The sequence below is a fragment of the Streptomyces sp. GbtcB7 genome (genome assembly GCF_019091445.1).
GTDB classification, from domain to species: Bacteria; Actinomycetota; Actinomycetes; order Streptomycetales; family Streptomycetaceae; genus Streptomyces; species Streptomyces mirabilis.
Genome location: NZ_JAGXJM010000004.1, coordinates 398,257 through 418,275, shown reverse-complemented (window position 1 = coordinate 418,275; position 20,019 = coordinate 398,257). Strand labels below are relative to the sequence as shown.

Annotated in this window: 21 protein-coding genes; 13 read left to right on the top strand and 8 right to left on the bottom strand. The window is 69.7% G+C overall.

The window, feature by feature from the left end; genetic code table 11:
- Window positions 1–38: 38 nt before the first annotated feature.
- Window positions 39–1,445: an FAD-binding oxidoreductase gene (locus KVT44_RS09725; protein ID WP_217566703.1), complete on the top strand. Its 1,407-nt coding sequence runs from the start codon at window positions 39–41 to the stop codon at window positions 1,443–1,445.
- 68 nt (window positions 1,446–1,513) lie between these two features.
- On the opposite strand, the gene KVT44_RS09720 is transcribed toward KVT44_RS09725, so the two are convergent.
- A complete protein-coding gene (locus KVT44_RS09720) occupies window positions 1,514–1,987 on the bottom strand; it encodes an SsgA family sporulation/cell division regulator (RefSeq protein ID WP_099922418.1) in 474 nt (157 codons plus the stop codon).
- A 255-nt stretch (window positions 1,988–2,242) separates the two neighbouring features.
- Between KVT44_RS09720 and KVT44_RS09715 the strand changes: the two genes are divergently transcribed.
- Both KVT44_RS09715 and KVT44_RS09710 read left to right on the top strand, forming a co-directional pair.
- A complete protein-coding gene (locus tag KVT44_RS09715; protein ID WP_217566702.1) occupies window positions 2,243–3,820 on the top strand; it encodes an RDD family protein in 1,578 nt (525 codons plus the stop codon).
- A 121-nt stretch (window positions 3,821–3,941) separates the two neighbouring features.
- Window positions 3,942–4,568 carry an RDD family protein gene (locus KVT44_RS09710; protein WP_217566701.1) on the top strand — a complete coding sequence of 209 codons (627 nt, stop codon included), beginning with the start codon at window positions 3,942–3,944 and terminating at the stop codon, window positions 4,566–4,568.
- 63 nt (window positions 4,569–4,631) lie between these two features.
- On the opposite strand, the gene KVT44_RS09705 is transcribed toward KVT44_RS09710, so the two are convergent.
- Entirely contained in the window at window positions 4,632–4,970 is a 339-nt protein-coding gene (locus KVT44_RS09705) for a hypothetical protein (RefSeq protein ID WP_190173092.1), read from the bottom strand.
- Between the two features lie 509 nt (window positions 4,971–5,479).
- Here KVT44_RS09705 and KVT44_RS09700 point away from each other — a divergent pair.
- Both KVT44_RS09700 and KVT44_RS09695 read left to right on the top strand, forming a co-directional pair.
- Entirely contained in the window at window positions 5,480–7,825 is a 2,346-nt protein-coding gene (locus KVT44_RS09700; RefSeq protein ID WP_217566700.1) for an immune inhibitor A domain-containing protein, read from the top strand.
- Between the two features lie 121 nt (window positions 7,826–7,946).
- Window positions 7,947–8,288, top strand: coding sequence for a hypothetical protein (locus tag KVT44_RS09695; RefSeq protein WP_075029092.1), 342 nt, complete (start codon window positions 7,947–7,949; stop codon window positions 8,286–8,288).
- 165 nt (window positions 8,289–8,453) lie between these two features.
- Here the strand turns inward: KVT44_RS09695 and KVT44_RS09690 are convergent, their stop codons facing one another.
- Entirely contained in the window at window positions 8,454–9,038 is a 585-nt protein-coding gene (locus KVT44_RS09690) for an isochorismatase family protein (protein WP_054229690.1), read from the bottom strand.
- 274 nt (window positions 9,039–9,312) lie between these two features.
- The gene (locus KVT44_RS09685; RefSeq protein ID WP_217566699.1) at window positions 9,313–10,641 is read right to left on the bottom strand and encodes a nicotinate phosphoribosyltransferase; all 1,329 of its coding nucleotides are present in this window, start codon (window positions 10,639–10,641) and stop codon (window positions 9,313–9,315) included.
- A gap of 119 nt (window positions 10,642–10,760) precedes the next feature.
- Here KVT44_RS09685 and clpS point away from each other — a divergent pair, with 119 nt between their 5' ends.
- From clpS to KVT44_RS09655, 7 genes are all read left to right on the top strand, one after another.
- Window positions 10,761–11,078 carry an ATP-dependent Clp protease adapter ClpS gene (gene clpS / locus KVT44_RS09680; protein WP_054229692.1) on the top strand — a complete coding sequence of 106 codons (318 nt, stop codon included), beginning with the start codon at window positions 10,761–10,763 and terminating at the stop codon, window positions 11,076–11,078.
- Between the two features lie 98 nt (window positions 11,079–11,176).
- Window positions 11,177–11,782: a DUF2017 domain-containing protein gene (locus tag KVT44_RS09675; RefSeq protein WP_054229693.1), complete on the top strand. Its 606-nt coding sequence runs from the start codon at window positions 11,177–11,179 to the stop codon at window positions 11,780–11,782.
- A 353-nt stretch (window positions 11,783–12,135) separates the two neighbouring features.
- Window positions 12,136–13,596 carry an amino acid permease gene (locus KVT44_RS09670; protein WP_099922425.1) on the top strand — a complete coding sequence of 487 codons (1,461 nt, stop codon included), beginning with the start codon at window positions 12,136–12,138 and terminating at the stop codon, window positions 13,594–13,596.
- Between the two features lie 76 nt (window positions 13,597–13,672).
- Window positions 13,673–14,095: a Mov34/MPN/PAD-1 family protein gene (locus KVT44_RS09665; protein WP_095854396.1), complete on the top strand. Its 423-nt coding sequence runs from the start codon at window positions 13,673–13,675 to the stop codon at window positions 14,093–14,095.
- A gap of 158 nt (window positions 14,096–14,253) precedes the next feature.
- A complete protein-coding gene (locus KVT44_RS61010) occupies window positions 14,254–14,355 on the top strand; it encodes a putative leader peptide (RefSeq protein ID WP_312638615.1) in 102 nt (33 codons plus the stop codon).
- Window positions 14,356–14,477: 122 nt separating this feature from the next.
- The gene (locus tag KVT44_RS09660) at window positions 14,478–14,756 is read left to right on the top strand and encodes a MoaD/ThiS family protein (RefSeq protein WP_054229696.1); all 279 of its coding nucleotides are present in this window, start codon (window positions 14,478–14,480) and stop codon (window positions 14,754–14,756) included.
- A 17-nt stretch (window positions 14,757–14,773) separates the two neighbouring features.
- Window positions 14,774–15,724, top strand: a complete 951-nt coding sequence (locus tag KVT44_RS09655; protein ID WP_099922426.1) for a PLP-dependent cysteine synthase family protein — start codon at window positions 14,774–14,776, stop codon at window positions 15,722–15,724.
- A 190-nt stretch (window positions 15,725–15,914) separates the two neighbouring features.
- Here KVT44_RS09655 and KVT44_RS09650 read toward each other — a convergent pair whose 3' ends face one another.
- On the bottom strand, window positions 15,915–16,400 hold the full coding sequence (locus KVT44_RS09650) for a type II toxin-antitoxin system PemK/MazF family toxin (protein WP_190173096.1): 486 nt from the start codon (window positions 16,398–16,400) through the stop codon (window positions 15,915–15,917).
- Window positions 16,401–16,660: 260 nt separating this feature from the next.
- On the opposite strand from KVT44_RS09650, the gene KVT44_RS09645 reads away from it, so the two are divergent.
- Window positions 16,661–17,413: an MBL fold metallo-hydrolase gene (locus KVT44_RS09645; protein ID WP_217566698.1), complete on the top strand. Its 753-nt coding sequence runs from the start codon at window positions 16,661–16,663 to the stop codon at window positions 17,411–17,413.
- A gap of 60 nt (window positions 17,414–17,473) precedes the next feature.
- Here the strand turns inward: KVT44_RS09645 and KVT44_RS09640 are convergent, their stop codons facing one another.
- The 3 genes from KVT44_RS09640 to KVT44_RS09630 all read right to left on the bottom strand — a co-directional run bounded on the left by KVT44_RS09640 (window position 17,474) and on the right by KVT44_RS09630 (window position 19,809).
- Entirely contained in the window at window positions 17,474–18,538 is a 1,065-nt protein-coding gene (locus KVT44_RS09640; RefSeq protein WP_217566697.1) for an MBL fold metallo-hydrolase, read from the bottom strand.
- A 177-nt stretch (window positions 18,539–18,715) separates the two neighbouring features.
- A complete protein-coding gene (locus KVT44_RS09635; protein WP_190173098.1) occupies window positions 18,716–19,132 on the bottom strand; it encodes a nuclear transport factor 2 family protein in 417 nt (138 codons plus the stop codon).
- 230 nt (window positions 19,133–19,362) lie between these two features.
- On the bottom strand, window positions 19,363–19,809 hold the full coding sequence (locus KVT44_RS09630; RefSeq protein WP_060900559.1) for an Rrf2 family transcriptional regulator: 447 nt from the start codon (window positions 19,807–19,809) through the stop codon (window positions 19,363–19,365).
- Between the last annotated feature and the right edge of the window lie 210 nt (window positions 19,810–20,019).

Sequence of the window (20,019 nt, the reverse complement as noted above, 5' to 3'; positions counted from 1 at the left end):
CGGATGGGGTTCACACCGATGGCCCCGAGTGCGACGCTGTGATCATGAGCCGTATCGAAGCCCCGCGCGACGAAGTCACCGGCAACCTCGTGGACCGCCTGCTGAGCGGCCTGCCGGCCGAGGCCGTCCTCATCGACCCGGACGTCACGGCCTCGTACGCGAACGACATGGCGAGCTTCTGCGAGGCGGGCACCCCCGCCGTCGTCGTCCTGCCCCGTACCGTCGAACAGGTCCAGCACGTCATGCGGATCGCGACCGAGCTGCGTGTCCCGGTCGTCCCGCAGGGCGCCCGCACCGGCCTGTCCGGCGCCGCCAACGCCTCCGACGGCTGCATCGTGCTGTCGCTGGTGAAGATGGACCGCATCCTGGAGATCAACCCGGTCGACCGGATCGCCGTCGTGGAACCCGGCGTCATCAACGCCACCCTCTCCCGCGCCGTGAACGAACACGGTCTGTACTACCCGCCGGACCCCTCCAGCTGGGAGATGTGCACGATCGGCGGGAACATCGGCACGGCCTCCGGCGGCCTGTGCTGTGTGAAGTACGGGGTGACGGCCGAGTACGTCCTCGGCCTCGACGTGGTGCTGGCCGACGGACGGCTCATGTCCACCGGCCGCCGTACGGCGAAGGGGGTCGCCGGGTACGACCTCACCCGCCTCTTCGTCGGATCCGAGGGCTCGCTCGGCATCGTCGTACGGGCGATCCTGGCGCTCAAGCCGCGGCCGCCCCAGCAGTTGGTGCTGGCGGCGGAGTTCGGGTCGGCGCGGGCCGCCTGCGACGCCGTGGTCCGGATCATGGAGGGCGGGCACGTTCCCTCCCTCCTCGAACTCATGGACCGTACGACGGTCAAGGCCGTCAACGACCTGGCCCACATGGGCCTCCCGGAGACCACCGAGGCGCTTCTCCTCGCCGCCTTCGACACCCACGACCCGGCCGCCGACCTGGCCGCAATCGGCGCCCTGTGCGAGGCCGCGGGCGCGACGCAGGTGGTCCCCGCGGAGGACGCGGCGGAATCCGAACTGCTCCTCCAGGCACGGCGGTTGTCGCTCACCGCGCTCGAAGCGGTCAAGGGCACCACGATGATCGACGACGTGTGCGTGCCGCGCTCCCGGCTCGGCGACATGCTCGAAGGCATCGAGCGCGTCGCCGAGAAGTACTCCCTGACCATCGGTGTCTGCGCGCACGCGGGCGACGGCAACACCCACCCCACCGTCTGCTTCGACGCCGACGATCCCGACGAGTCGCGGCGCGCCCGCGAGTCCTTCGACGAGATCATGGCCCTCGGTCTGGAACTCGGCGGCACCATCACGGGCGAACACGGCGTCGGAGTCCTGAAGAAGGAGTGGCTGGCCCGCGAGCTCGGACCGGTGGGCGTGGAGATGCAGCGCGGCATCAAGGCCGCCTTCGACCCCCTGGGCATCCTGAACCCGGGCAAGGTGCTCTAGGCCACCGCGCGACGCGGGCCCGGTCAGCGCGCACCGGGCCGGTATCGGAAACAGGGACGCGAACGGGTTCACTCGCCGTCCTTCGACTCGTCCGACGGCCACGGGTCGCGCAGCCACAGGTCGTCGGCCGGGGTCGGGGCCAGCAACTCGGCGAGGCCCTCGTCGATGCCGAGCTCATCGGCCTCGAAGCCGGGCGGGACCGCTTGCAGGGTGCGCTCCAGCCAGGCGGACACCTGCGCGGTGGGCGCCTCGAGGAGGGCGTCCCCGTCCGGGGAGCTGAGCGCCATCAGGACGACGCTGCGGCCCGCGACCTTCGTCGGCCACACTCGTACGTCGCCGTGCCCGCACGGCCTGAACACCCCCTCGACGAGCAGTTCACGGGCGAAGGTCCAGCCGACGGGATGGTCGGAGCCGATGTGGAAGGTGATGTGGACGGCGTACGGGTCGGCGGAGCGGTAGGTGAGCCGGGCCGGTACGGGGATGCTGCGTTCGGGCGACAGGACGAGGTTGAGCTCGAGTTCGCGTTCCACCACGGTGTGCATGTCGATGCGCTTCCTTTCGGGTACGGGGCCCTCAGGGCGGGCCCGTACGAGTGGAGAGCGCGATCACGCGGAACCATTACGCGGGTTCGAAGAAGTTTTTTGGCGGGCGTTCCGAGGCCGTGTTCCGGGCGGCGACCGCTTGTGGCGGAACCTTGCCCGAAAGAGGTGGGTACGGCGGGAGCGCCGCTGACAGGCGCGCCCGTCTGATAGATGTGGAACCCCCAAAAACCCCCGAGCAGATACGGGACGACGGACATGAGCGCCCCAACCCCGGCCCCCGGTGACGACCGGCCCCGTGAAGGGTATTACCCGGACCCCTCCATTCCTGGATATGTCCGGTACTGGAACGGTGCCTCCTGGGTACCGGGTACGAGCCGTCCCGCGCCCTCCGACGGCGTACCGCTCACGCCGCCGTCCGGTACCCGGCCGACGGCCTCCGTTCCCGCGCCCGCTCCGGCCCCCGCCGAGGAGACCGGCCCGCACTTCTTCGACGAGGACCCGCGACCCGCCGCCGAGCCGCGCCGGGTGAGCCCGGCCGAGGCGCAGCACGGCAACAGGCCCCAGCCCGCGGCCGCGTGGGGCGCCGACCGCTCCCAGCAGTCCGGCTTCGGCGGCGAGCCGGACCGCCGGGTGTCCTGGGGCGCGCCCCCGACGGCCGACCCGGGTGACGCGGTCGTCCAGCCGGACGGTGAGTCCGCCCGCGCCGACGGCACGGCGACGATCCCGCCCGCGGACCGGGGCGGCGCCGCGCAACCTCCCGCGTCCGGCGGCACCGTGGTGTTCCGTCGCCCGACGGGACCGACGCGGGCCACCGGCGCCGAGGGCGCGTCCGCGGCCCCGGCGAGCGGCGCGCAGTTCGCCGGCACCGATCACCCCGACGGCGCCGCGGAACCCGCCCCGTCCGAGGGCACCATGATCTTCCGCCCGTCCGCCCCGCGCACGGGGCCGCAGCGCGGGGCGCAGGCCGGGGGCACGGCTCCGGCCACCGGCGCACCGGGGGCGGACACGCCCGCGGCGGGCGGCCCGGCCGGGGCCGGGGGAGGCTTCGGCGCCGGGCAGGCCGCCCAGGCCGCGGCGGAGGCGGCGGCCCAGTCGGCCCAGTCCGCCGCCCCGCGGCAGCCGGTCACCCCCGCACCCTCCACCCACTCCGCCCCCTCCACTTCCTCCGTGCCCCAGCAGTCCACCGGCCCCGCCGCCACGCCCCTCACCAGTGGCCCCGGTGGGGGACAGCCGTCCTGGGCCCAGCAGGTGCACCAGCTCGCGGGTGACCAGGGGGCCGACGGGCAGCCCGTCGTGCCGTGGAAGCCGCCGGTGGACGACGTGTTCCAGGCCGCCGCCCGCAGACAGTCCGAGGCACGCCCGGCGAGCCTCGGCAGGCGGCTGCTGGCCCGGATCGTGGACACCGCGGTCCTGGCGACCGTCACCGCCGTGGCCGCCGTACCGCTGGGCACCAAGGCGATCGACCACATCAACGAGAAGGTCGACGCGGCCAAGCGGTCCGGCCAGACCGTCACGGTGTGGCTGCTCGACGGCACGACCACCGGCTACCTCGGGATCGTCCTGGCCGTCCTGCTCCTCTTCGGCGTCCTCTACGACGCGCTGCCCACCGCCAAATGGGGCCGCACCCTCGGCAAGAAGGTGTGCGGCATCGAGGTCCGGGACATCGAGGGCCACGAACCCCCGTCCTTCGGGCGGGCCCTGCGCCGCTGGCTCGTGTACGCGGTCCCCGGCGTCCTCGTCATCGGTGTCGTCGGCGTCTTGTGGTGCCTGTTCGACAAGCCCTGGCGCCAGTGCTGGCACGACAAGGCGGCCCACACCTTCGTGGCCGCGTAGCCGCCCGTACGCCGTCGTGGTGACCTGATCCTCGGGCGGCGGCGCGGCCGTCCGGGAGCCCGGTCCCCCGGACGGCCGCTCGCCGGATGCGCGGTGGCGGGGTTCGCGGTCGACTCGGGCCATGAGCAGCGAACCGCCGCCCCCGGGTTCGGGTCAGCCACCGGACGAGGATCCGTTCAAGAAGCACCCCCCGCCCGCCGAGGGCGGCGGCTCCCCCTACGACGGCCCTGCGCCGCCCACACCGCCCCAGGGCTCCCCGTACGGCCCCGGCGGCCCCTACGGCGGCGACCCGCTGGCTGGCATGCCCCCGCTCGCCGACAGCGGCAAACGCACGGTGGCGAGGATCATCGACATGATCCTGGTGGGCATCGTGGTGTGGCTGCTGTCCTGGGCGTTCGGGGTCATGGAGTACAACATGAACGCCGACAAGATCGAGTACAGCAAGGGCTTCGGGCAGTCCGTGATCGCCGCGGTGCTCTACGTCGGCTACGACACCATCATGATCAGCAGGTCGGGGCAGACCCTCGGCAAGAAGCTGTTCAACCTGAGGGTGGCCAATCTCGACAACGGCGCCACGCCCTCCGTGCAGACCACGCTGGTCCGCTCGCTGGTGCTGTGGATCCCGTTCGCGTTCTGCTGCGCGTGCATCTGGACCGCGATCGCGGGCGGTTGGAGCTACTTCGACAAGCCCTACAAGCAGGGCCTGCACGACAAGGCGGCCAAGACGGTGGTGGTCAGCACGGGCTGACATACGCGATCAGCCGCACTCCACGAGGAGACGGCTGATCGGGAGAGCGGCGGGTTCGTGGAATCACGGGCCCGCCGGTTCGCGTACGGCGGAGACGGACGCCGACGACACGGACGACACGGACGACAAGGACGCGGCGACGGACGCGGTCTCGCGCTGTGCGGGCACCCGCTCCTGAACGGGGGCCGGTGCGGGAGCCGGTACGGCGGCCAGGGAGCCGGAACGCACGCGCTTCGGCAGCGGAACCGTTACGGCGACGAGCAGTCCGAGAGCGAGTGCCGAGAGGGTGATCACCGCGATCCCCAGGCCCGAACTCGTCTGAGACAGCAGCAGCATGGCGAGGGTCGAGAAGATCACGGTGCAGGAACCGTAGGCGAGCTGTGCGGCGGTCGGACGAGGCATGGCGATTCCTCGGGGTGGGGGTTCTCCCCCCGTGCCTCTCGCGATGGGGGAGGATGCGGACAACAACGGGACCGGACGGCGACCGGGACGATCGACAACGGGAGTGGGGCCGCCGGTCAGGGTGGGGCTGCGAATCGTGGGACGACAACGGTGTCGACTTGTCAATCCGTTGACATTCCAACGTTCCGCCAATCGACTCTATTCGCCTGCATGCCCGAGCGGAACGTCCGGTAAGCGTGACCTTACCCACGGTGCCGGAGCACAGGGGGCGCACGGAGTCATCGCGTCCACCAAGTGGACGGACGGACGCGCCCGTTGAAGGGGCCGACCACGGTTCGGATACCGAACTGCCGCTCCGCATAGTGCAGTTGCCAGGTTCAAGTCAAGATCTGTCTTTTCTTTGGTAACTCCGGTCGAATGTCGTCACTTGACACGCGTATACGCGCGCGGACCTCCATCACCCCGGGATCCCCCCATCCGCGCGAACGGAACGCAGGGGAGGACTTCAAGTGACCAGCAGACCATGGACGTTCAGAGCGGCCGCGGTGGGTGTCGCCCTCGCGGCGGCCACCGCCACGTTCTCGACGTTCGCCGTTGCGCAGGCAGATGATGCGGCATCGGCGGCGGCCTCGGCGAGCGCGAACCGCCACGAGCCCCAGCCGGCCGGCAACGAGGCCGAACACGACCTCGACGGCCCGCTCAGCAAGACCCAGGAAGCACAGCGCGAAGAGGCCCTGAACCAGGTCATATCCGGGGACGCGAAGGTCCAGGACCGGAACGGTTCGCAGGTCGTCAAGCTCAAGGGCAAGAACAAGTACGTCGAGCTCGGCCGCGAGAAGACCGACAAGATCTTCACGATCCTGGTCGAGTTCGGCGACCAGGTCGACAGCCGCTACGGCGGCACCGTGGGCCCGCTGCACAACCAGATAGCCGCGCCCGACCGCACCCAGGACAACAGCACGGCCTGGCAGGCGGACTACAACCAGGCGCACTTCCAGGACCTCTACTTCGGCACCGGCAAGAACACCGAGTCGCTGAAGAAGTACTACGAGAAGCAGTCCTCGGGCCGCTACTCGGTCGACGGCGAGGTCACCGACTGGGTCAAGGTCCCCTACAACGAGGCCCGTTACGGCTCCAACAAGGCGTCCACGGGCGCCTGGTACGCGGTCCAGGACGGTGTCACCGCCTGGGTCGCCGACCAGAAGGCGGCCGGCAGGTCCGACGCGGACATCAAGGCGGACCTGGCCAAGTACGACCAGTGGGACCGCTACGACTACGACGGCGACGGCAACTTCAACGAGCCCGACGGCTACATCGACCACTTCCAGATCGTGCACGCCGGTGAGGACGAGTCCGCGGGCGGAGGCGCGCAGGGCGAGGACGCGATCTGGGCGCACCGCTGGTACGCGTTCGGCACCGACGCGGGCGCCACGGGTCCGGCCGGCAACAAGCTGGGCGGCGCCGCGATCGGCGACACCGGCATCTGGGTCGGCGACTACACCATCCAGCCGGAGAACGGCGGACTCGGCGTCTACGCGCACGAGTACGGCCACGACCTCGGTCTGCCGGACGAGTACGACACCACCAACTCGGCCGAGAACTCCACGGGCTTCTGGACCCTGATGTCCTCCGGTTCCTGGCTCGGCACCGGCAAGAACGCCATCGGTGACCTGCCCGGCGACATGAACGCCTGGGACAAGCTGCAGCTCGGCTGGCTGAACTACGACACGGCCAAGGCCGCGACGAAGTCGAAGCACAAGCTGGGTGTCGCCGAGTACAACACCAAGAACAAGCAGGCCCTCGTGGTCTCGCTGCCGGACAAGGCGGTCACCACCGAGATCGTCGCCCCGGCGCAGGGCTCGACCCAGTGGTGGAGCGGCAGCGGCAACGACCTCAAGAACACGCTGACGCGTTCTGTCGACCTCACCGGCAAGTCGTCGGCCGCCCTCACGCTCGACGGCTGGTACGACATCGAGGCCGACTACGACTACCTGTACACCGAGGTCTCCACCGACGGCGGCGCCAACTGGACCGCGATCGACGGCACGGTGGACGGGCAGCCGATCCCGCGCGACGGCAGTGGCAAGCCCGCGCTGACCGGCACGGTGGACGCGTACAAGAAGCTGTCGTTCCCGCTCGACGCCTACGCGGGCCAGAAGATCGGCCTGCGGTTCCGCTACCAGAGCGACGGCGGCGTGGCGCTGAAGGGCTTCGCGGCCGACGAGATCTCCGTGACCGCGGACGGTTTGGCGCTCTTCTCGGACAACGCCGAGACCGCGGACGCCGCGTGGACCGCCGCCGGCTTCTCCCGCGTCGGCGCGTCCTTCACCGACGACTACCCGCAGTACTACATCGCGGAGAACCGTCAGTACGTCTCGTACGACAAGACCCTCAAGACCGGTCCGTACAACTTCGGCTTCTCGACGACGCGTCCGTCCTGGGTGGAGCACTACCCGTACCAGAACGGCCTGTTGATCTGGAAGTGGGACACCTCGCAGAAGGACAACAACGTCAGCGCGCACGCGGGCTCCGGGCTGATCCTGCCGGTCGACTCGCACTCCACCGCGCTGAAGTGGTCCGACGGCACGCTGATGCGCAGCCGGATCCAGTCGTACGACTCGCCGTTCAGCCTGTACCGCACGGACGGTCTGACGCTGCACAACGCGGACGTGGCGACGAAGATCCCGTCGAAGCCGGGGGTGCCGGTCTTCAACGACCACACCAGCACCTACTACGACACGACGGCCCCGACCGCGGGTGTCAAGATCACTGACACCAACACCAAGATCAAGATCGTCAAGGAGGCCCGTGACGGGTCGACGATCTCGCTCGAAGTGGGCCCCGCGGTGAAGTAACCGGCATTTTCGCAGGTCAGAAGCATATCGGCGGCGACCCCCTGGCGGGTTGCCGCCGATCGTGTTTAGGTGCGTCCTGTGGATTTCTTATTGACACCGGCGCGCACGGGGGTGTGACTGCATGGCCGCAGGAGGTTTTTGCAAGCTGCCGAACGGCAGCGTGGTAGTGGCGCTGAACCTGCCCAGCCCGGCGGGCCCGGGCCCCGGCTCCGTGCGCTTTCTGGTCCTGGCCCAGAACCGTGCCCGCGCCCTGACGCGCCTGCGCAACCTCGGCCTGCGCGCCGTCTACCTCCGCGGGAACGCGGCCCCGCCCACCCCCGACGAGATCACCGCCGTCCTGCATCACCCCGACGGCCTCATATGGCGCACCACCCCGGACGGCGGCGTCCAGGGCCCCGACCTGACCCAGGAACTGTGGCGCCCGTTCAAATCCCTCCTGAGACGCCCGGCACCCCAGGCGTGACCGGCGACGGCTCGGCGGCACGGACGTAGGCACCCGGCGGTCCCCTGCCGCGCGGGGACCGGGAGCGGCGCTGCGGGGTGCCCCCGGCGTCCGCGCCGGGACTGTCCACCACGCCGACGGGCGGTCCGACAGCGGGCGGTCCGACAGCGGGGTCGGCCAGGACGGCTAGACGACCGGCTTTCCTGTCAGGTCCACGCCTGCTTCTCGGAGTTCTTCGAGGGCGCGGTCGGTGGTTTCCTCGGAGACTCCGGCCGTGAGGTCCAGGAGGACCTGGGTGCGGAAGCCGTTGCGGACGGAGTCCAGGGCGGTGGCGCGGACGCAGTGGTCGGTGGCGATGCCGACCACGTCCACCTCGTCGATCTCGCGGGCGCGCAGCCAGTCACCCAGCGCGACCCCGTTCTCGTCGGCGCCCTCGAAACCGCTGTACGCCGCCGCGTACGCGCCCTTGTCGAAGACGGCGTCGACCGCGCCGGAGGCGACCGCCGGAGCGAAGTTCGGGTGGAACCCGACCCCCTCCGTGCCGGCCACACAGTGCGCGGGCCAGGAGTGGACGAAGTCGGGGTTGTCGGCGAAGTGGCCACCGGGAGCGATGTGGAGGTCACGCGTGGCGACGACATGCCGGTAGCCGGCGGGCGCCTGCCCGATCAGCTCCGTGATGGCGGCGGCCACATCGGCGCCTCCGGCCACCGCGAGGCTGCCCCCCTCGCAGAAGTCGTTCTGCACGTCTACGACGATCAAGGCGCGGCGCATGGTCGGTGTCCTTCGACTGTGTCGACTATGGGGTTGGTGAATGTGGCAGGGGGTGTGCGGGACCGGCCTGTGGAGCCGAGCCTAGAGACTTCACGTGCGGCGCGGGAGGGGGCATTCGGTTACGGCCCGTTGTGGCGGCCGGTGCGATGTGCGTGTTGCCGTTGCATTCCCGCTGACCGCCCGTTCATTCGTGTTTGCCCAAGGGTGGCCGGAGCCGGCCGGAGCGCCGCCCGCGCGCGCTCCGGCGCACCCCGCGCACATCGCGGGGGCCGTATCAGATGTATTCCGTCGGAATGACCGGTTCCCCGCGCGAGAGCTGTGTCGCCGACAACGGCAGGTTGGCGCGGGAGGCCGCGTGCCGGTCGCGTACGACGTCGAGGGGCTCGCGGGACAGGACCTGCCCGCCCTTGACGAGCTCCACCAGCAGTTGTCGGTCGGCGAGCGTCCCGGGGACCGCCCCGGTGCCGATCACCTCGGCCTCGGCGACCCCCCGCTCGTCGAGCCGGCGCGCGGCCCACTTGCGCCCGCCGATCGAGGTCTTGCCGCCGGTGGACCTCTTGGCCACGGGCTCCAGCGGAGCCTTCAGGTCCGCCGACTCGGCGCGGGCGACCAGCTTGTAGACCATCGAGCAGGTGGGATGGCCGGAACCCGTCACCAGCTGCGTACCGACGCCGTACGCGTCGACGGGCGCCGCCGCCAGCGAGGCGATCGCGTACTCGTCCAGGTCCGAGGTCACGATGATGCGCGTGTCCCTCGCGCCCAGCTCGTCCAGTTGCTGCCGCACCCGGTACGCGACCAGCAGCAGGTCCCCGGAGTCGATCCGTACGGCCCCGAGCTCAGGCCCGGCGACCTCGACCGCCATCCGTACCGCCTCCGCGACGTCGTACGTGTCCACGAGCAGCGTCGTCCCCCGGCCCAGCGAGTTCACCTGGGCCTGGAAGGCGTCCCGCTCCCGGTCGTGGAGCAGGGTGAAGGCGTGTGCGGAGGTGCCGACGGTCGGGATGCCGTAGCGGAAGCCCGCGGCCAGGTCGGAGGTGGTCGTGAAGCCCCCGATGTACGCGGCCCGCGCCGCCGCCACCGCGGCCAGCTCGTGCGTCCGCCGGGCGCCCATCTCGATCAGCGGCCGGCCCCCGGCGGCGGAGGTCATCCGGGAGGCGGCGGCCGCGATGGCCGAGTCGTGGTTGAGGATGGAGAGGATCACCGTCTCCAGGAGCACGCACTCCGCGAAGGACCCCTCGACCCGCAGGATCGGCGAGCCCGGGAAGTACACCTCGCCCTCGGGATAGCCCCAGATGTCCCCGCCGAATCGGTACGAGGCGAGCCACTCCAGGGTCGGCTCGTCCACGATGGCGTTCTCGCGCAGGAAGCCGAGGACGTCGGCGTCGAAGCGGAAGTTCTCGACGGCGTCGAGAACCCGCCCGGTGCCCGCGACGACGCCGTAGCGCCGCCCCTCCGGCAGCCGCCGCGTGAAGACCTCGAAGACCGAGCGTCGCTCGGCGGTCCCCGCGGCCAGTGCGGCCTGCAGCATCGTCAGCTCGTACTGGTCCGTGAAGAGCGCCGTCGAGGGAACGTCCACCGGCAGCCCAAGGTCCGCTGTGTTCATAAGCCTGGATGGTACCCCCATCTCGTCACTCTGACGATTTACGGAGGTCGCTGTATTCCGGTTGTATCCCGTTGTATTCCGGGGGTCCATTTGTGCGGGCCCCCCTCTCTGGTGGCAGCATGGGCCGTGTGACCGCTCCCGCACCCCTAGAGATCGAAAAGACCGAGTCGGCGGAGGAGGTCTTCGCCGTACCCGAGCCCGACGTCCCCTGGGTCACCATCGTGCACAACGACCCGGTCAACCTCATGAGCTATGTGACGTATGTCTTCCAGACGTACTTCGGCTACACGAAGGACAAGGCCACCAAGCTCATGCTCGACGTCCATCACAAGGGCCGGGCGGTCGTCTCCAGCGGCACGCGCGAGGAGATGGAGCGCGACGTACAGGCCATGCACGGCTACGGTCTGTGGGCCACCCTTCAGCAGGACCGGAAGTAGCGGGACCGGAAGTCGTCGGACCGGCGGCCGTCGGACCGGCAGCAGCCCGAGCCCTCCCTGTAAACCGCGAGCAGGACCGGAAGTAGCGAACTCACTCCATGCCAGGACACTTCGAACCGCTCCCCGGCGGCGGCGCGGCCGTCGCGCTCGACGAGGTCGAGATCTCCATCATCCGCTCCCTCGCCGTACAGCTCCTGGAGCTCATCGGTCCCGGCCCCGCGGAGAACGCCCCCGACGACCCGCTCGCCGAACTGTTCGCTGAGGGCCCCAGCGAGCCGCCCTCCGACCCCGTGCTCCAGCGCCTCTTCCCGGACGCCTACAGCGGCCCCGACGTCGAGGCGTCCTCGCCGGAACAGGCGGAGGAGCAGCGGGCGTACTCCTCCGAGTTCCGCCGCTTCACCGAGAACGACCTGCGCGCCGGCAAGCGCGAGAACGCCCTCGCGGTGATCCGCTCGCTGGACGCCCTCACCACGGCGGGCGACGGCGGCGCGGTCCTCAAGCTCTCCCCCGGGGAGTCCGAGCAGTGGCTGCGCGCCCTCAACGACCTGCGCCTGGCGATCGGGGCCCGGCTCGACGTCGTCGACGAGGAGGACACCGACCTCCTCTACCGCCTCCCGGACGAGGACCCGCGCAAGCCGATGGTGATGGCGTACCTGTGGCTGGGCGGTCTCCAGGAGACGCTCGTCGAGACGCTGATGCACTGATCGGGCGCCGAGATGCCCTGATCAGGGGTTGGTTCAGGGTTCAATCGGTGTTCGCTCAGAGGACGCTCAGATCCGGATAACGATCCCGTCACCGTCCTGGCCTGGTATGCACACCCGAGTGCTGTTTGTCCGCTTCTCCCTGTGGCATGCCTTACATCACCCGAAAGCTGCCCATGTTGCGGCCGTGATAAATCTTCACGACCGCCCGACAGGACACCACCCATGTCCGGTCGGGTGCGCCACCGAGCCGGCGACCGCCGGCCAGGCACAGCTCCATCACATCCGGGGGGATCGGAACCCGATCCGAAGCCAAGGGACTGGCTCGGACCGGCATGGAGAAAGGCGCACCACACATGACCTCATCGCAGGTCGACAAGACCGACGAGCCGCGTACCGGCAGTGAGGCCGTGGGCGGCGACGCCCCCGAAGAGGGGTACGAGCGCGGGCTCGGCAGTCGCCAGGTCCAGATGATCGCGATCGGCGGCGCGATCGGCGTCGGCCTCTTCCTGGGCGCCGGGGCGAACATCGCCAAGGCGGGGCCCAGCCTCATCTTCATGTACGCCCTCGCGGGCGTGATCATCTTCTTCATCATGCGGGCGCTCGGCGAGCTGCTCCTGTACCGCCCGGTCTCGGGCTCCTTCGCGGAGTACTCCCGCGAGTTCCTCGGCCCGTTCTTCGGCTACTTCACCGGCTGGACGTACTGGCTGATGTGGGTGGTCACCGGCATGGCGGAACTCACCGCCGCCGCGATCTACGTCCACTACTGGTTCCCGTCCATCCCCCAATGGGTGACGGCGCTGGTCTTCCTGATCGTCCTCTTCGTGGCGAACCTGATCTCGGTGAAGCTCTTCGGAGAGATCGAGTTCTGGTTCTCGATGGTCAAGGTCACCGCCCTGATCGGCATGATCGTGATCGGCCTCGGCGTCCTCACCTTCGGCTTCAGCTCGGCCGGTGACACGGCCTCCGTCGCCAACCTCTGGCAGTTCGACGGCTTCTTCCCCAAGGGCATCGGCTCGTCCCTGATGACCCTCCAGGGCGTCATGTTCGCCTACCTCGCCGTCGAGCTCGTCGGCGTCACGGCGGGCGAGTCCGAGGACCCGGAGAAGACCCTCCCCAAGGCGATCAACACCCTCCCGTGGCGCATCGCGCTCTTCTACGTCGGCGCGCTCACGGTCATCCTCTGCGTCGTGAAGTGGACGGAGTTCGCCCCGGGCGTCAGCCCCTTCGTCGAGGCCTTCGCGAAGATCGGCATCCCGGCCGGCGCCGGCATCGTCAACTTCGTGGTCCTGACCGCCGCCCTGTCCTCCTGCAACTCCGGCATGTACTCCACGGGCCGCATGCTGCGCACCCTGGCGGACAACGGCGAGGCCCCCAAGGTCTTCAGCAGGCTCTCCTCGACCAAGACCCCGGCGATCGGCATCACCGTCTCCATGCTCTTCATGGGCATCGGCGTGATCCTGAACTACGTCGTCCCGGAGAAGGCCTTCGGCTACGTCACCTCCGTGGCCACCGCCGCCGGCATCTGGACCTGGCTGATGATCCTGGTCAGCCACATCCTCTACCGCCGCGCGGTCGACGCCGGACGCCTGCCCGCCTCCTCCTTCCCGGCCCCGGGCGGAGCGAAGTGCAGCTGGATCGCGGTCGTCTTCCTGCTCTTCGTCACGGGCCTCATCGCCTACGACGCCGACTCCCGCGTCTGCCTGTACGTGATGGCCGGCTGGGCCGCGGCCCTGGCCATCGGCTGGTGGGTGCTCAAGGCACGCAACCCCCAGGTCACCGAGCGCCGCGAGCCGGCGTTCGAGAAGGTCGGCTGACCTTCCCGGTTCAGCATGTGGGCCGCTCCGTACCACCCCTCGGTACAGGGCGGCCCTTCTGCTTATCCTGACCGACATGCTGACCATCACCCAGGCCCTCGTCGACCAGATCGTCGCGCACGCGCGCCAGGACCACCCCGACGAGGCGTGCGGCGTCGTCGCGGGCCCGGCGGGCTCGGGCCGCCCCGAGCGCTTCATCCCGATGCTCAACGCCGCTCGCTCGCCCACGTTCTACGAGTTCGACTCCGGCGACCTGCTGAAGCTGTACCGCGAGATGGACGACCGCGACGAGGAGCCGGTGATCATCTACCACTCCCACACGGCGACCGAGGCATACCCCTCCCGCACCGACATCTCGTACGCCAACGAGCCCGGCGCGCACTACGTCCTCGTCTCGACGGCGGACGCGGACGACGCGGGTCCCTTCCAGTTCCGCTCGTACCGGATCGTCGAGGGAGAGGTGACGGAGGAGGAGGTCACGGTCGTGGACGCGTACTGACGCCGCCCCGACCGCGCCCCGACGCCGCTCCGATCCTTTGCTCCGGCTCCGCTCCGATCCTGCTCCTGCTCCGCCCCGATCCCGGACTTCGGGCAGAATTCATCCACCATCTGAGATCACACTCCGGGACCCGGACGGGGAATCGATACGATGAGCCCATGGTTTCCCAGGACGTGAGCGACAAGACGCCGGGCATGCTGCTCGTGGCGCGGCTGCACGTCGACCTGTGCAGGCTGCAGAGCGCCATCTGTACGCGCTGAACCCTGCCGCCGTATGGCCGTGAGCCACGGCTCCGCGGGGCCGCCTCCGGTGTCCCCCTGCCATATCCGCGCCGCCGCGCGCCCACCGACCTGACTTTTCCTTCCGACAGGAGCCCGCAACCATGGCCATCGAGGTCCGCATCCCCACCATCCTCCGCACCTACACCGGCGGCGAGAAGGCCGTCGAGGGCGGCGGCGCGACCCTCGCCGAGCTCTTCGCCGACCTCGAGACCCGGCACGCGGGCATCCAGGCCCGGATCGTCGACGACGGCCAGCTGCGCCGCTTCGTCAACGTGTACCTGAACGACGAGGACGTCCGCTTCCTCGACGGCATCAACACCAAGCTCACCGACGGCGACAACGTGACGATCCTGCCGGCCGTGGCCGGCGGCATGGTCTGATCGGCTGCTGATCGCTGATGCGCTACGACTCCCCGCTCGCCGCGGTGGGCAACACCCCTCTGGTGCGCCTGCCACGCCTTTCGCCGTCCGCCGACGTCCGGATCTGGGCGAAGCTGGAGGACCGCAACCCGACGGGCTCGGTCAAGGACCGCCCGGCCCTCCACATGGTCGAACAGGCGGAGAAGGACGGCCGGTTGACGCCGGGCTGCACGATCCTGGAGCCGACGAGCGGGAACACCGGCATCTCGCTGGCCATGGCGGCGAAGCTCAAGGGCTACCGCATGGTGTGCGTGATGCCGGAGAACACCTCTCAGGAGCGGCGGGACCTGCTGGCCATGTGGGGCGCGGAGATCATCTCCAGCCCCGCGGCCGGCGGTTCCAACACCGCCGTGCGCGTCGCGAAGGAACTGTCCGCCGAGCACCCCGAATGGGTGATGCTCTACCAGTACGGGAACCCCGACAACGCGGGCGCCCACTACGCGACGACGGGGCCCGAAATCCTGGCGGACCTCCCCTCCATCACGCACTTCGTCGCCGGCCTCGGCACGACGGGCACCCTGATGGGCGTCGGCCGCTACCTCCGGGAGAACAAGCCGGACGTGAAGATCGTCGCCGCGGAGCCGCGCTACGACGACCTCGTGTACGGCCTGCGCAACCTGGACGAGGGGTTCGTTCCCGAGCTGTACGACGCGTCGGTCCTCACCTCCCGCTTCTCGGTCGGCTCCGCCGACGCGGTCACCCGCACCCGTGAGCTCCTCCAGCAGGAGGGCATCTTCGCGGGCGTCTCCACCGGGGCCGCGCTGCACGCCGCGATCGGCGTCGGCAAGAAGGCGCTCGCCGCCGGGGAGTCCGCCGACATCGTCTTCGTCGTCGCCGACGGCGGTTGGAAGTACCTGTCGACGGGCGTCTACACCGCCGCGACCACAGAAGAAGCCATCGAAACCCTCCAGGGCCAGCTCTGGGCGTAGGGGCGAGCGGTCGTTCGGCTGCGGGTGGGCGGGGGCTGGTCGCGCAGTTCCCCGCGCCCCTCAAGAGCGCCGGCGCGCATCTCTCAGCCCGTCCGGCGTTTGAGGACGAGGCCGTTCAGGCCGATCGGGGGTCTGGGGCGGAGCCCCAGGAGGATGGGATGGGTAGGGGCGGCGGGGGCGAGGGACGGTCTCAGCCGGCCAAGTAGCGGACCTGGTCCCAAAGGACCGGATCCACCACCCCCACCCGCCGCCGAAACTCCCACAAAGGCACCTCGCGCAGCTCATCCGTCTCCAGGAAGCTCGCCCGCCCATGGGTATCGCCGACGGCACCCGGCGGCAACGGAATCACCCCGGCCCGCTCGTCGTGGTACTTGCTCGTGATCTTCGCGACGGTCACCCGTTCGCCCCGCACGGCCAGCACCAGACACGGCCGGTCCTTGTCCCCGGGCCCGTCCTCGTACGGAACCTTCGCCCACCAGATCTCCGCCGGCCGCGGCCGAGGCACCCGGGGCCGCTTCCGCCCCCCGGCCGACGGCCGCCCGGGCGGCCGAGTCCGACCGACGGCCCGGTCTCCGCGGAGCTCTCGGCGCCCACGGCGCCCCCAGCCGTCCACCAGCGTCGCGACCAGCGCGAGCAGCACCACGGCCGCCAACGCGAGCCACCAGGACGTGTCCATACCAAAGAAGGTACCGGCGCGCACTCCGCCCCGCCCCCCGCCCGCGAGACCCGGGCATCCGACCTCCGGTCGACCGTCCATCCGAACCGGTGACACCACAGGTGAGTTCGCCCACAACAGCCCCTGGTGGAGGAGCGACCCGCCCTTTTGCGCCTTACGCTCGACGGACCGCACGACCCCCGTTCCCGTATCTGCACCCGAGTACCTGCACCCCGCATCTACTCTCTGCACTTCCTGTCAGCGCGGAGGTTCCAGCTCTTATGAAGCTCACCGTCGTCGGCTGCTCGGGGTCGTTCCCGTCCGCGGAATCGGCCTGCTCGAGCTACCTCGTCGAGGCCGACGGCTTCAGGCTGCTTCTCGACATGGGCAATGGTGCCCTTGGCGAGCTGCAGCGCCACTGCGGTCTCTACGACCTCGACGCGATCTTCCTCAGCCATCTGCACGCCGACCACTGCATCGACATGTGCGCGTACTTCGTCGCGCGCTACTACCGCCACGACGGCGGCCGCTGCGACCCGCTCCCCGTCTACGGACCCGAGGGCACGGAACAGCGACTGACCACCGCGTACGCGGACACTCCCACCGCCTCCTCGATGAGCGAGGTCTTCGACTTCCACACCGTGAAACCGGGCACGTTCGAGATCGGCCCGTTCGCCGTGCACACGGAGCGGATGCGCCACCCCGTGGAGGCGTACGCCATCCGCATCGAGCACGACGGGAAGTCGCTGACGTACTCCGGGGACACCGGTGTCACCGACGCGCTGGACGAACTCGCCCGGGACACCGACCTGTTCCTCTGCGAGGCCGCGTTCACGCACGGCAAGGAGAAGATCCCCGACCTGCACCTCAACGGACGCGAAGCGGGCGAGAGCGCCGACCGCGCCGGCGCCCGTCGCCTGCTGCTCACCCACATCCCGCCGTGGACGGACCCCGCGGTCAACCTCGCCGACGCACGCGAGGTCTTCGACGGTCCGGTGGGGCTGGCGGTGCCGAGGGTGACGTACGAGATCTAGATCCTGGGGGACCCGGTCCGTACAGGCGGCCCCAGGACCTGTCCGGGCATCGGGCAGCGGTCAGTCGTGGACCGTCATTCCGAAGCCGCCGTCGAGGCGTATCGACTCCATCAGCATGAAGGCGTTGCTCTCGGTGAAGACGTCGGCGGCGGCGAGGGTCCCGGTGTACTTGGTCACGACCGGGCGTGAGGCGACCGCGATCACCTCGTCGAGGTAGGTCTTCACCGCGGCCCAGGTGTTGTTGCCGTACTTGACGAAGTACGGCGTCGCGTCGACCGTGGTGAGCGCGCGGCGGATCTCCGTGTCGAGGTCGTCCATGTAGTCCTGGTGGATCTTGAGGTCGTGCCGCGTGCCCAGCCGGCCGAGGTGGCCTCCGATGAAGGTGGTCCACGGGTACTTCAGGGCCTTGGCCGGCGCCAGCAGCGAGCCCGGGATGTCCTCGTTGATGTTGAGGTTCGCGAACGGCACCCAGCCGGGCAGGGCGATGTCCACGAGCATCAGCGTGTCGTGGTCGGGCAGGTGGATGTAGATGTTGTCCGGGGTGTGGTTGGCGCCGTGCCACGCGAGTTCGATGCGCTCCCCGCCGATGTGGAGCACCCGGCGGTCGTCGAAGGTCTCCTCGGGCGCCGGCTTGTTGGGGTCGTTGTCCCGTATGAGCAGTCTGCGGGTCTCGGAGTGCCCGATCCGGGTCACCCGTCGGCCGAAGATGCCCGACCCGCCCGCGTGGTCGGAGTGGTGGTGCGAATAGATCAGGTGCGTGACCTTGTTGGTCAGCCCGCTGGGCTTGGTCACGTCGTCGATCGCGCGCTGGATGTTGTGGCCGAGCGACGGCGGCGCGTCGAGGAGCACCACGCCGTCGCGGGTGGTCAGGAAGGCCGAGACGTAGGTTCCGTCGGTGACCCAGTACAGGTTCCGTTTGATCCGTCCGACGTAGTAGCCCTGGCTGTTGATCGCCGGGCCGAGCGACGACCGCGGGACCGGGGCGTAGTCGGGCAGGTCGGTGGCGTCGGCGGCGACGGCCGGTGAGCCCAGTGCCGTGTCCGCGATGACGGAGCCGATCGCGGGCACCGCGGCGAGGGCGGCGGCCCGTGCCAGGAGGCTTCGGCGGGTGGCGTGGGTGTCCATGTTCCGGACCTCTTCTCTGCAAGGCCTATGACTTGCTTGACGGAGCAACCATAGAGGCATGTGATTGCTTGGGCAAGGAATCTGGCTGTCTCTTGGACGCCGCGGGCCGACTTCCGCCGGCTGCTGTCGACCTGTGCCGGCCGGCGGCGTCCGGGGCCTGCAACTACGGCTGTGGGATCAGAAGTTCGCGCCGGCGAGCGCGTTCAGGAAGACCTGCGGGTTCCAGTACTCCCGGTAGTTCACGATGAGACCGTCGCGGAAGGTCACGAAGGTCGCGTAACTCATGTTGTAGGGATTGCCGTTGGACACCACGCTGCCCTTCACGCTCCACTCCGCGATCGCCACGTTCTCGTCGTCGGTCGGATAGACGCGCACCGCCGGGATCTCCCGCACGTCGATGACGTCGGGGTAGCCGCGGAGGTAGTCGAAGAGGGCCTCGCGCCCCTCGATGCGCGCAGGCGCTCCCTCCGGGGCGAACGGGAATTCGGCGACGACATCGTCGGCGCACAGGTCCGTCCAGGCCTTCATGTCCTTTGCGAGGAAGGTGTCGAGGCTGCGCCGCAGCAGGTCCACAGCCGAGGGGGTGTCGCTCATCTTGCGCTCCGATCGTGGATGGCGTCCGCCTGGAGAGGCGGCTGCCTGGGGGATTGACCGTGATTGACCGCAGGGTTCTCCGAGTCGGGGACCGTCGCACGCGTACTCATGACCCGGGCGAGCGGGTTTCGTCACCCCGTCGACCCGGCGGATGCCCAGAGATTATCACTGTGTAAGTGACACAGCGACACTTTTCCTCGAGCGGGACCACGGGCCACCCCGTCGGGCGCTCACCATTCGAGCGGCATCGTGAACTTTCCGAGACGGGCGACCGCGTCGGCGAGTTCGGCGATCGTCGTGTGGTCCAGCTCCGCCTCGAATGCCTCGCGAGCACGGGTCAGAGCAGGCTGGAGGGCGTCCACGATGTTGCTGCCGACCGCGCAGTCGGCCGGCGGCGGCGTGCGGTGCATGGTGAACAGTCGGGTGTCCTCCACCGCCTCGTACACCTCCAGCAGCCGCATCTCCTCGGCCGGCTTGGCCAGGAGCGCGCCACCGCCCGCACCGAGCTGGGACTTGGTCAGACCCGCGCTGCTCAGCCGGGAGAGCAGGCCCCGGATCACGACGGGGCTCGTGTGGGCCGAGTAGGCGAGGTCTTCGGAGCGCAGGGGCTTGTCGCCGCTGACCGCGAGGGCGACCAGGGCATGGACGGCGACGACGAAGCGACTGCTGGTAGGCATTGCGGTCCCGAAGTGTGTAAGGGCGGGTGCACACGCGTCCGCACCGACCCGTACCCGGGAGGTGCTGCGGCGTGTGGCGGTATCACGTCCCACTATGCCGCAGCGGCGACGGGTCTGAGCAGGTCGCCGATGCGCTCGGCGGTCGGGGGGCTTCCGACGCCTGTGGCGTACGTGACTTGCCGTGTGGCCGACAGCGGCGCACAATTGCTT